12 protein-coding genes are annotated in these 15799 nt (G+C 62.5%); 5 read left to right on the top strand and 7 right to left on the bottom strand.

What is annotated here, in order from left to right; translation table 11 throughout:
- The first annotated feature begins 583 nt into the window (after positions 1-583).
- Positions 584-1675 (top strand): NAD/NADP octopine/nopaline dehydrogenase family protein, encoded by a 1092-nt coding sequence (locus tag AB3347_RS07865; RefSeq protein WP_369091233.1) that lies wholly within the window; start codon positions 584-586, stop codon positions 1673-1675.
- A gap of 3 nt (positions 1676-1678) precedes the next feature.
- The gene (locus AB3347_RS07860) at positions 1679-2986 is read left to right on the top strand and encodes a hypothetical protein (RefSeq protein WP_369091232.1); all 1308 of its coding nucleotides are present in this window, start codon (positions 1679-1681) and stop codon (positions 2984-2986) included.
- An 18-nt stretch (positions 2987-3004) separates the two neighbouring features.
- On the opposite strand, the gene AB3347_RS07855 is transcribed toward AB3347_RS07860, so the two are convergent.
- The 6 genes from AB3347_RS07855 to tssK all read right to left on the bottom strand — a co-directional run bounded on the left by AB3347_RS07855 (position 3005) and on the right by tssK (position 11602).
- Positions 3005-4411: a hypothetical protein gene (locus AB3347_RS07855; protein ID WP_369091231.1), complete on the bottom strand. Its 1407-nt coding sequence runs from the start codon at positions 4409-4411 to the stop codon at positions 3005-3007.
- 9 nt (positions 4412-4420) lie between these two features.
- Positions 4421-4684, bottom strand: a complete 264-nt coding sequence (locus tag AB3347_RS07850) for a PAAR domain-containing protein (protein ID WP_369091230.1) — start codon at positions 4682-4684, stop codon at positions 4421-4423.
- Between the two features lie 36 nt (positions 4685-4720).
- Entirely contained in the window at positions 4721-5818 is a 1098-nt protein-coding gene (locus AB3347_RS07845) for a hypothetical protein (protein WP_369091229.1), read from the bottom strand.
- Positions 5819-5957: 139 nt separating this feature from the next.
- Positions 5958-7403, bottom strand: a complete 1446-nt coding sequence (locus tag AB3347_RS07840) for a hypothetical protein (protein ID WP_369091228.1) — start codon at positions 7401-7403, stop codon at positions 5958-5960.
- 36 nt (positions 7404-7439) lie between these two features.
- Entirely contained in the window at positions 7440-10265 is a 2826-nt protein-coding gene (locus tag AB3347_RS07835) for a type VI secretion system Vgr family protein (RefSeq protein ID WP_369091227.1), read from the bottom strand.
- On the bottom strand, positions 10262-11602 hold the full coding sequence (gene tssK / locus AB3347_RS07830) for a type VI secretion system baseplate subunit TssK (RefSeq protein ID WP_369091226.1): 1341 nt from the start codon (positions 11600-11602) through the stop codon (positions 10262-10264). Before tssK ends, AB3347_RS07835 begins: the two co-directional genes overlap by 4 nt.
- 165 nt (positions 11603-11767) lie before the next feature.
- Between tssK and tssE the strand changes: the two genes are divergently transcribed.
- Genes tssE through tssG form a run of 3 tightly spaced genes read left to right on the top strand, consistent with a single transcriptional unit; the run spans position 11768 to position 15191 of the window.
- The gene (gene tssE, locus AB3347_RS07825; RefSeq protein WP_369091225.1) at positions 11768-12292 is read left to right on the top strand and encodes a type VI secretion system baseplate subunit TssE; all 525 of its coding nucleotides are present in this window, start codon (positions 11768-11770) and stop codon (positions 12290-12292) included.
- Positions 12293-12294: 2 nt separating this feature from the next.
- Entirely contained in the window at positions 12295-14136 is a 1842-nt protein-coding gene (tssF, locus tag AB3347_RS07820) for a type VI secretion system baseplate subunit TssF (RefSeq protein WP_369091224.1), read from the top strand.
- A complete protein-coding gene (tssG, locus tag AB3347_RS07815; protein WP_369091223.1) occupies positions 14100-15191 on the top strand; it encodes a type VI secretion system baseplate subunit TssG in 1092 nt (363 codons plus the stop codon). The genes tssF and tssG overlap by 37 nt, the downstream gene beginning before the upstream one ends.
- 61 nt (positions 15192-15252) lie before the next feature.
- Here tssG and AB3347_RS07810 read toward each other — a convergent pair whose 3' ends face one another.
- Positions 15253-15669 carry a DUF2750 domain-containing protein gene (locus AB3347_RS07810; protein WP_369091222.1) on the bottom strand — a complete coding sequence of 139 codons (417 nt, stop codon included), beginning with the start codon at positions 15667-15669 and terminating at the stop codon, positions 15253-15255.
- Positions 15670-15799 lie beyond the last annotated feature (130 nt).

Raw genomic sequence — 15799 nt, 5'->3', positions numbered from 1 at the left:
TCAGCGAGTACGCCAGCAAGCAGCATGGCTGCAACGAGTGGTTTTATTGAAAGCAAGGCAGGCTCCCGAAAATTTACATAGGGTAACTTTACCTTGTGTCAGGCCAACTTTTTTGTTGTAACAATATGTATAAAGCGGCGAGCAGTTCCGGCACATGCGTAGCGGCAGTTTGTGGTGCCAAGCGTATAAGGCGGAAACACGGCGCGCCAGAGTGGATGAGCAGCCAGGCCGGCCCTTTTTCTCTCCTGCGTCATGTGCGTTTTTGTCGTGAAAAGACGGCTTCTTCTTCCTTTGTCTATACATTTTCCGCTGCCGGGCACAGGGAGGAATTCGGTTGACTTCCCAATTGAACAAACTTATCTTAATTTCATCGATGAGCAGCCGAAAACCGTGCTCTCTTGATAATTTTCAATTCGTGCGGTGACGCGCAGAGGCACTGTAACCTCTCTTGGGAAGCGTTTGCGCGACGTTCCAGGACATCCTGTTGCCGCCTTTGATGAACCCGATGACCGGGCCGCCGCCTCGCGGAACCTGGCACTGACGCTCGTCGCGTCGTGCCCTTCGCCGGTCGAATGGAGGACGCATGAACGTGTTAATGGTAGGTGCAGGCAATGCAGGATGCGCGCTGGGCGCGATCCTGGCACAGGACGGGCACCGGGTCGCCTTGCTGAAAACCTCGCACTCGCTGCACGACCAGAATTTCGATACCGTGCGCGATACCCGCACGATCAAGCTCATCAGCAACCCGAAAGGCGGCGAGACCAGTACGGCCTCGATCGCCCTGGCCACCCGCGACGTGGAAGAAGCCTTCGCCGTCACCCCCGACGCGATCATCATCACCACCCAGACCCAGTGCCACGCCGAGATCGCCGAGCTGATCGGCCCCTACCTGAAGGCGCACCAGCTGGTGCTGCTGGCCCCCGGCTACATGGGGTCCTGCTACTTCCTGCCCTACCAGCAGAAAGAAGGCTTCCTGCTGGCCGAGGGCGAGAGCCTGCCCTACGACGCGCGCATCCTCGAGCCGGGCGTGGTCAACGTCCTGTTCCGCAACACCCGCAACGCCCTGGCCTTCCTGCCGCGCGAGCGCGCCGCCGAAGGGCTGGAACGCGCCGCCCGCCTGTTCCCGACCTATGTGGCGACCCGCACCAATGTGGTCGAGTCCGCGATGCACAATCCGAACCTGATCGTGCACACCATCGGCACCCTGCTGTCGGCCAGCCGCATCGAGTATTCGGAAGGCGAGTTCTGGATGTACCGCGAAGCGTTTACGCCGTCGGTGCTGAATCTGCTGTACAAGCTCGACGCCGAAAAGAACGCCGTCATCGCGGCCACCGGCGGCAAGCCTTCGCCCTACTTTGACGAATGCAAGTTCCGCAACGAAGAGGACTTGTCGCAGCCCTCGATTTCCGTGTTCCGCCGCTACGCGCGCGAAGGCGGACCGAAGGGCCCGAATACCCTGCAGACGCGCTTCATCACCGAAGACGTGCCGATGGGCCTGGCGCTGCTGTCCTCGATCGGCCGCATGATGGGCGTGCCGACCCCGACCGCCGACGCGCTGATCGTCATCGCCAGCGGCCTGCTGGACCGCGACTTCAGGGACGAGGCGCGTACCCTCGAGAAGCTGGGCCTGGGCGACAAGTCGCCGGACGAGTTCAAGCGCGTACTGAACGGGTAAGTCATGACGATCCACGACCTGCTCGCCAAACCTTATTACGCCTGGCGCCGCTATATCCCGAGCCGCGTGCTGTACCACCCCGACTTCTTCAGCGTGCTCGACCTGCTGGCGCAGGACCAGGCCGCCATCGCGCTGGAGGCCGAGCAGCGTCTGCGCCGGATCCTCGTGCACGCCCTCGAACACGTGCCTTACTACCAGCGCATGGTCAAGCTGGGCATCGACCAGGCGAAGAACGAACCCGTGCACGAGGTGCTGGCCGCCTTCCCCTTCCTGGCCAAGGAAGAGGTGATGGCGCAACAGCGCGACTTCCTCGACTGTCGGCTTGATCCGCAGAAGCTGATGTACGCGACCAGCGGCGGTTCCTCGGGCCAGGGCATCGGCTTGTGGCGCACCAAGCGCCTGGCCGACATCGAAAAAGCCTTCTTTACCTACGAATGGGGCAAGCTCGGCTTCTCTTTCGACAAGTCGCGCATCCTGCGCATCGGCGCCGACGCCCGTCGCCTGGCCCACGAGGAGCCGGCGCGCGTGGTCGGCAACCGCCTGATGCTGTCGCCCTACCACGTGCACGGCCAGCACAAGGCAGCCATCATCGACGCCATCAACCGCTTCCGGCCCGAGTACGTGCATGGCTACCCGAGTTCGGTGACGGCGCTGGCCGAACTGCTCCGGTCCGGCGAGCTCGACGTGCAAGTCAAAGCCGTGCTGCTGGCTTCCGAACCGGCGACGCCGGCGCAACTGGCGTCGATCCGCCGGCTGTTCGCCGCACCGGTGTCGCTGAACTACGGTTTGTCGGAACGAACCAACCTGGCCTTCCTGAAGGTGGATGAGGGCGGCACCTCGGATTACCAGTTCCAGCCGCTGTACGGCTGGAACGAAAACCGCATGGACGGCGACCGCCCGGAAATCGTCGGCACCTCGCTGTGGAACGACGTGATGCCCCTGATCCGTTACCGCACCAACGATTACGGCCCGATCGACGCGCAGGGCCGCTGCCCGGGCATCGATGGCCGCGGGCACGAATACCTGATCGACCGCAGCGGCAAGCGCATCCCGGGACTGTCGATCGTCATCGACGAAGTCACCTGGGACTTCGTGCGCCTGTATCAGGTGCGGCAGAAGAAGCCGGGGGAGATCACGCTGGCGGTGGTGCCGCGCCACGGCAGCCTGAACGACGAACAGCGCGCCTTCGTGCTGGATGCGCAACAGAAACGCTGGGGTGGCTTCTTCGACATCTCGCTGCAGGAAGAAAACGACATTCCGCTGGCGCCGAACGGCAAGCGCAAGCTGGTGGTCAATTCGCTCGACGTCTGAACCTTGCGGCGCCCCGGCTCATGCCGGGGGACGCACCAGGGTAGCGCTGCGCAGGATCGGATCTTCGTTGCCGATGCACAGGACCGGCGCCTGGCGCTCGAGCGCGTAATGGCGTGCCAGGGCCAGCACCGCCACGAAGGGAACCGCGCCGCAGCTGCCGCTGCCGAGGCCAATACGGACGATGTCGTCCGCCGCATCGACTTGCGCAATAGCGGGCGTGCTCAGGCCCATCAGTTCAAGGACACGATTCGGGCGGTGCGCGGTATCGGCGACGATCATGCCGATCTGGGCGAGTTCCAGCCTCGCCGCCTTGCTCACCTGTTCGCTCAGCTCCAGCAAGATGGTCGAATCGACCCGGCGGGCGTCATCGGCCGAGCTGTCGCGGCGGCGTTCGGCCACGGGGCCGAGCAGCGCGGCATCTGCGCCGCAGGATTGCGCCAGCGGCAGGTCCGTCAACAGCAATCCCGCCGCGCCCTCGCCAGGAACCTGGCCGCGCGCTTGCGAGGACGTGAACAGGGCCGACTGGGCCGCCAGGCGGTCGACGCTTTCCTGTCCGATCAGGGAGGCGCAGGCGATGACCAGGCCGACAACGGGCGGGTTGCCCGATGCTGTGGCCGGCATCAGCTGCGTCAGTACCGCGCTTGGGGTAGTGTGTTCTTGGACGTGTATGTCCGGGATGGCGATGCTGGTTTCCGGCCAGCCGTACTGGCTGACCGTATGCTTGAGCCATAAGCTCATCGCACGCCGGACGTCCACAGCCCAGTCATTGGGCAGCATTGGCCTGAGCTGAAGCGTTGGCGGAGTTCCCTCGGACGGCATCAGCTCGCCCGCGGCCTGGCTGGCGAGCTCGGCTGCGACGCCACTTGCCAGGATGAGCGCGCGCCATTGTTCTTCAGTGAAATGGACACGCATGTGCTGGCTGGACAGCCAGTCCGCGATCTCGTCCTGCAGCATCTCGTCCTGCGCGTCGTCGCAACGCGCCGTCATCACCGGAAAACCATTGTCGTCGACAAGCTCCTTGTCCAGCTCGGCGCGCGCCGCGTTGTCGGCGATGGCGCCGGCGAGTTCTTCCGACGAGCTGCCGTGCGGCGTGCGCAGCGCGGTGCCGACGATGGCCAGCACAGGGGTGTTTGCTGTCGCTGCATCTGCCCGTGCCGAGGATGCGGCTGGCGTCGAGCTCGTGGCCGGAACCGCAGCGGCACGGGCCGTGATGACGTGATGGGCGCCCCAGAAGGCAAGCAGCACGCCCAGGGGCAGCACGAGCAACGTCAGTCCCAGTTCCGCTGCTCCCGGATTCTGGTGCGTGATGCGCCAGTACCCTACCGTGAGAGCCCAGCAGACCACGAAGGTCGTGACGATGATGGCGCCTAGTTTGAACCACTCGGCAGTCAGGCGTGCCGGTGCTGTTGTCGTTGTTGTTGTCATGTCTGGCGCTCAGATGTTGTCGATAGTGGCCTGCTGACCGGCGATCAGGGTAGCGCCGCAGGCGGTCTTGTCGCCGTGGCGTGCCGCGGGCTTGCCGTCGATGATGAGTGTCGTGTCGCCGGTGACGATCGGGTTAGGGCCGTGCTTTGGGCAGACCGTCTTGTCGCCCATGCGCGCGATTCCCTTACCACCTGTATCGCTATGTGGAGAGGCTTCAATGACTGAGCCTCCGTGAGACGTCTTGTCGCCAAGCGTGATCAATGGACCTGCCATGGTTTTTCCTCTCGACGTTTAAGGTATCCAATGCAGCTAATCCTGCTTCTCATCCCACTGCCATATCGTATTTCCGTAAGCGGAATCCAGTTTTGGGAACATGTCGCCTTGACCGAAAAAGCGGCGTGATCCTGGAGACGCCGGGCTGAAATAGTAGCCGCTCGTCTTACAGTGCTTTCCTGCTTCAACGCGTTGTTCTTGATGTTCTGGCTGATCGGTTTCAGTATCGATTTCCTCGAATTCGCCTTCTAGAAGTTCGACGTAGTACCATTTTGAGGATGCCGAAGTAAAAGCATTATTTGCAACCAAACTTGGAGCAAGATCCGGTGTGAAGGACTCGGAATAAAAGGGATCCTCTGTTAGCTCAGGGGCATTAGCGTTCCTCTGAACAAAATCAAGCATTGCTTCTTCATCCAACCATAATTTAGATCTACCAACGGTAGTGAGAGCCTTCCGACCCAGATCATTGAAGATGGAACACTCAAGGAGTTCTCCATACTCGTTACCATTCCATGCAAATTGCAGGGCACCATCAGAATATTCGGAAGATACATATACACCAGTTTTTGGTGGAACCTCACCTGTTCTGCAACTAATATCTTCACGAACTCTAAACTTAGGAAGCTGGGGAAACATTGATGCGTGTTTTTGCCACGCTAAAGCAAAACCAAAATCTTGCCACCTCCCATCGATCTGGCCTTTTTCCATCGTGTCATCAATATAGCTGGCGTATTCTGTAATAGATGCAAACATTGCATCGAATTGCTCTTCCTCGGTAGGCAAAGTCCACTGCATTGAAAACTCTGCCATTCCTCGACCGCATTGATAAGCTCCTGTTACGTGATAAATTTCTGAAGTGCGATCTGCCAAATGTCTTGCTACTGATATTCCGAAATCTGCTAGAAATGACCAACCATGATTGGCCCAATTTTCGCTTGTGTCTCGATCGTCCCACTGGGAACTCCGCAGAAAGCGATCCCGGCCTTCTTCACGGCTCTTGTCCAATAATTCGTCAACAAACCTCTGAAGTTCCCGCACCCGTTCATGTAGGCCTTTCAAATATTCATCAGAAGCAAAAAAATAAAGCAGGGCCGCTTGCTTCTTTTGCCAAGTAGTCAATATTTGTACTGTCATTTCATAGCTCGCAATTTCGAAGAAATGATTTATGTCTTAAAAGTGGTTACTTGTCCAGGTAAAGCAGGTAAACCAATTTTGTCTGGGAATCCAGTTCCATCAAAATCTGTGTAACCCCAACCGGTTTCAAAAGGTCCACTTATGTTTGGATGCGTGATCTTCTGTCGAATCCCCAGATATTCTTCCTGCTCGGATTTGGTAATTTGAAAAATTCATCTTGGCTGATTGATTCATTTAGAGTGTTTTTATCGCTTTTCTTGTAGTACCGCATTATGTCGTTGCGTCGATCGTTCCTTTCGACATTGAATACTATCTGTTCCCATCCGCCTTCCAAATGCCTGTCTGGTAGCGTATCTTTTATCTGGCTAGATGCCGGACCACTCCATACTTTCAATGTTTCCCCAGGCTTCACATCATAGACGACAAACTGTCCGTTCACGTTCCAATCAGGCCAAACCGCCAAATACCTTCGCCAAGCAGCGCGTGGATCTGGAGAATTTTGAATGTCATTAAAAATTTTCTCACTAATCCAGCAATCGCTCATCGCGCGACTGTTTGGCGACAAAATTCTAATAAGACGTGCTGGTCCATTTATTTCATCAGCACTTAATTTGTGAAAAGACTTGATATTTTGCTCCGTCAAGGTTGGCCAGCCTTTTTTAATCCTACTTGCTATTCTTTTGGAGAAGTTCTTTGGATTTGCTTCAGACCATCGACGCTCACTACCCTCGCTAAGCCACTTCGGGCATGGGCGCGGGCGGCGCATTAAAGTCACCGCAGTCGCTTCAGGCAATGCACCTCGATAATGCACATTGTTCAGATTAACAATCGCCTTCTTGCTCAGCGCTGTTTCGCGCAGCAAACGCATGATCACTGCGTCAAAAATGGCGTCAATGGTGAGATTGACCTTTGCTATCCCTTCGGTCGCCCGGGAGCGTACCCACATCACTTGTTCCAATGCTTGAGCGACTTTGGGACCGATAACCGGCACATGAGACACCTTGCTGCTTAGCTGTCGTAGGGTCGCGATGGCGGAATCGAAGGCTTTGATCAGCTCTGCGGCACCAGTCTTCGCTTTAACTTTCTTGATCTCGTTCGCAAGCCAGGAAAAAACGTCATCGATGTTATGGTCCCGCAAATACTTCTGGAAGGCGCGCCGACGAAGTAGTGCAACAACCCACGTAATAGCCTTGTCTACAGCCTGGATAATCGCGTTGCCGCCAGCACGGCGAACAAACGCAAAAAAGATTTTCAGAACACCTTTCACGAACGAGCCGAGGAAAGGCACAAGGCCGATCAGTGTCAAGGCGAGCGCCACCCAGCCCCAGGTGTCAGATGCGTCTTCCTTGAGCTTCTTGCAGTTAGCGATCAAGTCACGCACGTCGCAAATCTGATCGACCAGCGGAATCATTGAAATCGCCGCGTCGACAACGATCTGGCTCGTCGATCGGTTCTCGTTGAAGTCGCCCTGGACTGCCTGCCAGAACCACTCCCACGGATTGGAACTAACCTCTTCCTCAGGACGCTGCTCGTTCGTCGTCCAGGCAAGTGCATCGCGCATCTGTGTCGGATTAATGTCGGGCATGCTTACTCCAACGAAGAAAGTGGACAGATGCTTCGATCAACCAAGCAAGGTTTGCAGCGGATCATGCGGTTTCTCTTCCTTCGGCTTACGCGGTTTGTAGACGACCTTTTTCACCGTCTTGTTGTCGACGTTTTCATGGCGTGCTTTCCCTTGCCTGTCCAGCGTCCCTGTCAGGACCGGCCCTTTATCGAAATGGATTTCGTACTCCACCTCAGGAATTCCCTCACCGATCTCAGCGTCCAAATAGTTGAGCGAGATCCAGTTACGGGCTTCTTCGCTGAGGTCGCCGGGCAGGTTCTCGAGATTGGCCGTCTGGCGACCGCCTTTATCAAAAACATGCTGCCCCCCCTTCACCGAAAACGTCCCCGGACACGCAAACGTAATATCCCCACCCTCCAGCGTGATCGACGACTCCCCCGCCTGAAGCACAATCTTTTCCTTGGCCTTGATCTCGATGCAATCGTTCACCGAGATCACGGTGATCTCCTTGTCCGCCAGGATTTCCAGCGCATCCGTATGCGCCTGCAGCGACACCGGTCCGTTCGCGGCAATCGCCTGGATGCCGCCGGAATGCGTAAACAGGCTGGTCGCCGCGCCGGACACCGACGACAACGTATGCCCTGCCGTCATGTGCAGGTCCGACTGCGTGGTCCAATGCAGGTGCCGCCCCGCGTACAGCACGGTCGATGCCGGCGTCGCCCAGTTGATGCTGGCCGCCGCATCCATCAGCACGATGGGCGCCCCGAACTTTTCCACAGGCTGGGACGGATCGGGTTCGCGCGACCCGGGCTTGGCCTTCAACGCCGCCTGCCCGTTCACCGCCCCTTCGTGCTTGCCTTTCGCCGCCGGATCGATCTGCGCAATGAATTCCTCCTGCGCCTGCAAGGCATCCTTGCTGAACAAGGCCTGTTGCGCAGCCGCGGCGTCTCCTAACTTGCTGGAGAGCTCCTGCGCACTCTTGAACTGCGCCACCGCCTCCGCCACATCCATCTGCGTCGAGCTGACGCCGGTTCCCAGCGCAGGGCGGGGGCGTGTGGATAACAACACGCCTTCTCCACCGCGGATCACCGCCCAGGCGTCGGTGCGCAACTCGAAGCCGCTGCCGCGGTAGGCGCCGCGTTGGGACGTGCCGGGCTCCTGGTGGATCAGGTAACCGAGATTGAGCTGGGTTGCGCCGAGGCTGGTCGCCAGCCGCATGCGCAGCTGCCCGGTCGTGTCGTCGATCTGCCACTGGTTGTAGCCGCTGCCGTCGAAGTTGCGGGTGTGGATTCCCGACAGCACGCCCGCATGGTTGGCGCTCGAGTCGACGCCGGCCGGGAACGGCGGCAAATCGGACCCGTTGTACAGCTGCGCCACGATCACCGGCCGGTCGATGTCGCCTTCGACGAAGTCGACCAGCACCTCGGTGCCGATGCGCGGCGTGAACACGGTTCCCCAGTTGCGACCGGCCAGCGCCTCGGCCACGCGTACCCAGGTGCCCGAGCGCTCGTTGCCCGGCGCGCAGCCCTGGTCGTCGGTGTTGTGCGCCATGCCGCCCGCGTTCGGACACGCACCCCGCTGCCACGCGAACTGCACGCGCACCTGGTGATCGCGGTTGGTGGTCGACACCGCATCCGCCAGCCCGACCACCAGCGCACACTGCGGGCCCGGCGCCGTGGTCGGGTGCGGCGCCGCCGTCAGGCGCGGCACCAGCGGCACTGCCGCGCGCACGCAGGCGAACAGGTTGCGGTAGGTGCCGTTCTCGACACGCGACGAGGACGCGCCCGCGATCCCGGTTTCGACATTGTTGCGTGCTTCGTGCCATACCGACAGCAGCGTGAAGGCATTCTCGCCATCCGGATAGCGCTCGTGCTGCGTCAACCGGAACGCGTGGCCGGCCGCCAGCCTGCGCACCGCGCCGCTGCCTTCGAACAGCTTGTTGTCCTGCTCGAGCGCCAGCAGCATCAGCTCGCTGTGCGCATCGGCCGCCGCGCGTTCGCTGAAGATGCGCTCCCCGCTGCCGTCGTAGAGAGGCAGCGGTGGCAGTTCGCCCGCATCCAGGTGGCTCGTGTGTTCATAGGCGGGCGCCAGCAGTTGCGCCGGGTCCCAGCTGCTGATCGCGACGGCATTCGCCTGCACGCTGCGGCGCGCCCGGAAAGCGTCGATCGCATCGTCGGTCTCGGTGGCGCGCACGCCGTGGAAGCGGATCACATCGCCGCCCGGCATCGACGGCGCCCTTGCGCGGCTGTCGAAGATCAGCAAGCGGTGCCTGGCCTGTCCATGGGTGCCATCGCCGGCATCTTCGGCCTGGTCATGCTCGAAGCGCCAGTTCAGGCCTTCCGAGGCCAGCAAGCGCTTGAAGAAATCCAGGTCGCTCTCGCGGTACTGGGTGCAGACCGCGCGCGGCAGCAGTTCCTGGGTGATGTCGAAGTCAAACTGCACCTGTGGATAATCCGCGAGTAATTCACAGACGATGTCGCGGACGTTCTTGTCCTGGAAGATGTAGCTGTCGCGGCGCAGCGCCAGCATCGACAGGGCCGGTTCCAGCCGCAGGCGGTAGCGCGCCACGCCGCCGTCCGCGCCCAGCCACGAGGCCGAGGTGCACAGGCCATGCCACATGCGTTTGCTGCCGTCCGGCTGCAGCAGACCGATGGTGAGCTCGTCGCCGATGAACTGCGCCAGGTCGAGGTCGGTGGAAGTGCTCAGTGCGTCGACGTCGAAGCCGAACGGTTCGTTGACGGCCTCACGGCCGCTGAAGCCTTCCGCCACCAGCGACTCGGGCAAGCCGCTGTCCTGGGCGCTGGCCAGCGTGACGAGGCGCGCGTGCTGGCTCAGCCCCGTACCGAACACGCCCAGGGTCGGGAACTCCGGTGTCGCCTTCATGCGGCGACGGCCAGCAACTCCAGCCGCAGTTCCTTCATGCCGGCCGGGACGTAGATCGAGATCGATTGGGCCTTGAGCATGCGCTCGTACATCGGTCCTTTCGCTTCAAGCACGAAGTAGCAAGTCTCGGGCCGCACCGGCACCGCCGCCGGGAGTTGCGGCGCGTACTGCAGGCGCACGCCCGGCAGCGCCGACAGCACGAATTTCTCGACGTCGTCCGGCGCCCCGACCTTGAAGCGCAGCGGCACCACGTCCACCAGTTCCACCGCGGGAATCGCCGCCGACACCGCGATATAGAAAGTGGTGCGCTCGTCGATCTTGCCCGAGTCGAGCGCGCCGATGTGGTAGGACGGGCGCACTTCGTTGAGCGCGATCGCGAAGTACTTGGACGAGATCACGGTGTCGAGCAGCTCGCGGATGATCGCGTGCAGCTTGGCGAAAGACGGTCCCGGGTCGTGGTGCTGGTACGCCGGCAGGTCGGACAGCAGCCAGCTCTTGGAGAAGGTCATCAGGCCGCCGGCGAGGTCGAGCAGCTGTTCGTACAGGCGCTCCGGATGCAGGGCCGGATGGTTGAAGTGGTGGGTCAGCGTCGCATACGCGGAGCTGGCCGTGTGCAGCAGCCAGAACGAGGACATGTCGCCCGAGCGGAACTCCACCACGTTGCGGCTCGGCTCGCGCTGGTGGCCGTACAGGGCGGCGGTCTTGGCCTGCAGCGCGTCCAGCAGGCGGCGCAGCTGCTGGAACAGCACCGGCGCGGCGCCAACCGACAGCGTGGGCGGCACGAAGCTGTCGTCCATCTCGAAGCCGCCGCTGGAGGCGCGCCGCAGGCGCAGCAGGGAAAAGTGGATGTAGGAGTCGCGCGGATCCGCTTCCGACACCAGCCGCACCGCTTTCTTCAGGTAGGCGAGCTGCACTGGCGCGGCCTGGGTGTACAGGTCGGGCGTGTCCTGGTTGGCCTGCACGAAGCGCGCCGTGTTGCTGGCCTGCCCGGGCGGCGTGAAGTTGCCGCTGAATGGCTTCATGCCGGGCAGGGCGACGTAATAGGTGATGCTCTGCGTCGATGGCGGCAGCAGGCTCAGGTCCACCGTGTCGGGCAGGGCGTCGATGTCCGGCGCATCGACCAGTTCGCCATCCTGGAAGCGCACCGACAGCGCCTGCAGGCGCAGCATGCTGTTGGCCAGCGCCTCGCGGTCGACCTGCAAGGTCTCGACGCCCCAGGCATAGGGATGGACCGCCTTGATGCTTTTGTGGAGGCATTGCTCGTGGTAGTGGTCTTGCCGCTGGAAGTGCTGGGGACGCAACAACAGGCCTTCGCCCCAGAGAACTTTAGTGGTCATGTCTCTGCCTTCCCTCAATGTGAGGCTGGTTTATCTAATACCTCATAAACCATAACAACTGGAAAGGGTTGCCCATGTGAAGTTGATCAAACGTTGGCGCTGCCCGCCATGGCAACATCGAATTTCGTTTTTTGCCATCCACACGGCAAGGCAGAGGGGAGCCTGATGAAGGGATATACACCGGGGTTGTTCGATCGCCTGCTGGGAATGCCGAACCGCGCCCCGGGCGCCGGGCCGGCCAGGCAGGCGGCGCAGCGGCTGACGATCGAAGAGCTGAAGGACACCGTGGCGCGCGACCTCGAGGCCCTGCTCAACACGCGCTCGAGCATCCAGGAAGGCGCGCTCAAGGCCTACCCCGAATGCAGCCGCTCGATGGTCACCTACGGGCTGGGCGATTTCGCCGACCGTTGCCTGTCCAGTCCCACCGACCGCGCTCAGATCTGCGCCAGCATCGAGGACACCATCTCGTGCCACGAACCGCGCCTGCGCAACGTGCGCGCCAGCCTGGAGGTGCAGGGCGACTCGGTGAACCGCCTGAACTTCTCGATCACGGCGGTGCTGGTGGCCAGCGTGTCGCAGGAGCCGGTCAATTTCGACGCGGTCCTGACCCCGTCCACCCTGCAGTACAGCATCAGCAAGGCGGGCAAGGCAGCGGGCAAGGCAGCGCGCGTCGCGCCGCTGGGAGCGTGAGCATGGAACAGATGCTGCCGTATTACGAAAGCGAACTTGGTTACCTGCGCCGCGACCTGCGCGATTTCGCCGAGCGCTATCCGCGCATCGCCGGGCGCCTCCTGATCAGCGGCGAGGTGTGCGAAGACCCGCATACCGAACGCATGATCGAATCCTTCGCGCTGCTCAACGCGCGCATCGCCAAGCGCCTCGACGACGACTATCCCGAGTTTACCGAAGCGCTGTTCGAGGTGCTGTATCCGCACTATCTGCGTCCCTTCCCTTCATGCTCGATCGCGCGCATGGATTTCGGCGGGGCCGCCAACCAGGCCGGCGCCAGCGTGGTGGCGCGCGGCACCCAATTGAACACCCGCCCGGTGCGCGGCGCAGCCTGCACCTTCCGCACCGTGTACCCGGTCACGGTGGCGCCGCTGGCCCTGACCCGGGCCGCCTTCTCGGCCATCATCGACGCACCCGATGCGGTGCGCTTGCCGGGCGCCGCATCGTCCAGCATCAGCCTGACCGTCGCGTGCACCGCCGAGCAGGGCGCGATCGCCCAGCTCGAGCTGCCCAGGCTGCGCGTCTTCATCGACGGCGAACCCTCGTTCTGCGCCGCGCTGCGCGACGCGCTGTTCATGCGCACGGTCGCGGCGTATGTGGAAGCCGACGATAGCGGCCGCTGGAACGCGCTGCCGGCGATCCCCGTGCATGCGGCCGGCTTCGACGACGACGAATCGCTGATCGATTTTCCGGCGCGCTCGCACGTCGCCTACCGCCTGCTGACCGAATACTTCTGCTTCCCCGAGAAGTTCAACTTCGTCGACATCGACCTGGCCGCGCTGGCCGCGCAGGCGCCGCTTGGTGCGCGCACGCTGACCCTGCACCTGGCCTTGTCCGGCCTGCGCTCGGATTCGAACCTGGCGCGCATGCTCGGCACCCTGTCCACCAACAACGTGCTGCTGGGCTGCACGCCGGTGATCAACCTGTTCCGCCAGCGCGGCGAACCGATCCGCGTGACCCATACCAGCGCCAGCTACCCGGTGCTGGCCGATGCGCGCCGCGCCTTTGCCTACGAGGTGTATGCGATCGAGTCGTTGAACCTGGTGCGCCAGACCCCGCAGGGCGAGACGCTGGTGCAGTTCCGGCCCTTCTATGCGCTGAAGCACGCGCAGACCCCGGACGACGCTGGCCACTACTACGCCGTCCGGCGCGACGAATCGCTGGTGGACAAGAGTCCCGGCTTCGAGACCCAGGTATCGATCGTCGACATCGACTTCGATCCGGCCGAGGTGGAAACCGACACCCTGAACATCGAGCTGACCTGCACCAACCGCGACCTGCCGGCTTCCCTGAGCTACGGCCAGCAGGGCGGCGACCTGTTCCTGGAGGGCGGATCGAACGCGCGCACGATCGCCTTCCTGCGCAAGCCCACGGCGTCGCACCGCTTCGCCAGCGGCCGCGGCGCCCACTGGCGCCTGATCTCGCACCTGGCCCTGAACCACCTGTCGCTGGCCGACGGCGGCGTCGATGCCTTCCGCGAGATGCTGGCGCTGTACGACCTGCCGCGTTCTCCGTCCTCGCAGCGCCAGATCGGCGGCATCAAGGCGATCGCCCAGCGTCCCACCACGGCCTGGCTGTCCGGGAACCCCTTTACTTGCCTGGTGCGCGGGGTCGAGGTGCGCCTGACGATCGACGAGGAAGCCTTCGTCGGCGGCGGCATCCATGCCTTTGCCCAGATCGTGGAGCGCTTCCTGGCCCTGTACGTGCATGCCAACAGCTTCACCCAGCTGGTGATCGTATCGAGCAAAACCGGAGAAGAGGTATTCACATGCCAGCCCCGCAGCGGCGATATGAGCCTGCTGTAATCGAGCGCCTGTTCCGCGAGCCCTACCGCTTCGACTATGTGCAGGCGGTGCGCATGCTCGAGTTGTGGCTGCGCCGCCGCGGCAAGCCCTCGCGCGACCTGGTGGCCCAGTTCCTGCGCTTCCAGAACTCGGTGTCGCTCGGCTTTCCGCCCAGCCAGCTGGAAGCCATCCATGCCGAGCCGCGCGAACTCGACACGTCGCCGGCGGCGCTGGCCGCGGCGCTGCAGGAAGGCGCACTCAGGTATGTGCGCCTGACGCCCTCCTTCATGGGCCTGCTGGGCGGCCACGGCGTGCTGCCCCTGCACTACACCGAGCGCATTGCCGAGCACCAGTCGCAGGAAAAGGGAGAATCCGAGGCTGAAGGCGCGCGCGCCTTCCTCGACACCTTCTCGAACCGCTCGCTGGCGCTGTTCTATGCGGCCTGGCGCAAGTATCGGCTGGCGCTGCAATACCAGCTCGACGGCCACGACGCATTTTTACCCCTGCTCCTGAGCCTGGCCGGCCTGGGCAACGGGGCGTTGCGGCGGCGCCTGGCCGGCAGCGAGGACGGCGCCGTGCTGGACGAGTCGATCGCCTATTTCGCCGCCTCGGTGCGCCAGCGGCCGGCATCGAGCGTGCAGCTGGCGCGCGTGCTGTCGGAATACTTCGGCCAGCAGATCGCGGCCGAGCAGTTCGTCGGTTGCTGGTACGCGGTGCCGCCGGAGCAGCAGAGCATCCTGGGCGGCGACAAGGTGGTGCTGGGCGCGAGCGCCATCGCCGGCGCGCGCGTCTGGCAGCGCGACCTGCGGCTGCGGCTGGTGGTAGGCCCGCTCGACCGGGCCGGTTTCAACGATTTCCTGCCGGGTGGGCTGGCGGCACGCGCCCTGCGCAGCATGCTGGCGATGTTCACCGGCCTGTCGCTCGAATACGAGGTGGAACTGGTGCTGCTGGCCGCGGACGTGCGCAACGTGCGCCTGGCGGGCGATGCAGGGCGGCTGGGCTGGGATACCTACCTGGTCGAGGGCTTGCAGACCGAAGACCGGCGCGACGTGCACTACGAGTTGAACCCGATGTAGCCGGTTCGTGCTCTGTCACTGTGCATGTTCGTTGAACGCGCGGTCGGCAGAGCCGACCGCCCTACCGCCTGTTCAGCGCGCGCTCCAGGTCTACCCGCAGCATGTACGGCGTGGGCGTCAGCCCGCGGTCGCCCGGCGTGTAGAAGATCCCGGGCAGCACGCCGTCTTCTTCGAGCTGGGGCAGCAGGTCGCTCATCAGGTCGTCCAGCGGGAAGGATTGCGGCTCGTAGCCGTCCCACTCGTACTCGGCGCACAGGTCGGCGAACTCGCTGGCCGGCCACATGGCGAACACCAGGGCGCCGTCATCGGTCTTGGCCAGCGCCCAGCCGTCGCGGTACAGTCCCCATACCTCGTCCGTTTCCACCACCCGCTGCACGAAGCGCAGATAGCGCTGCTTCGCGGGCAGCGTGACCACGTCCGCCAGCTGCTGCGCGCCGAGCTTGATTGCCGAAAGTGCCTGCTCGCTCAAGGTGTCCACCGCCGAAGAATTGCTCTCCCCAACAGGATACGCCGGATCGCGAATCGGTGGCGCAGGCACGGACCATGACCCGGGAGATCATCGCCGGGCGCCAGGCTGAGGATAAGATAGGACTTTTCCACAGCTGCTC

The organism is Massilia sp. X63 (genome assembly GCF_041023745.1).
Classification (GTDB): domain Bacteria; phylum Pseudomonadota; class Gammaproteobacteria; order Burkholderiales; family Burkholderiaceae_D; genus Telluria.
This window is presented reverse-complemented; position numbering and strand designations above follow the sequence as displayed.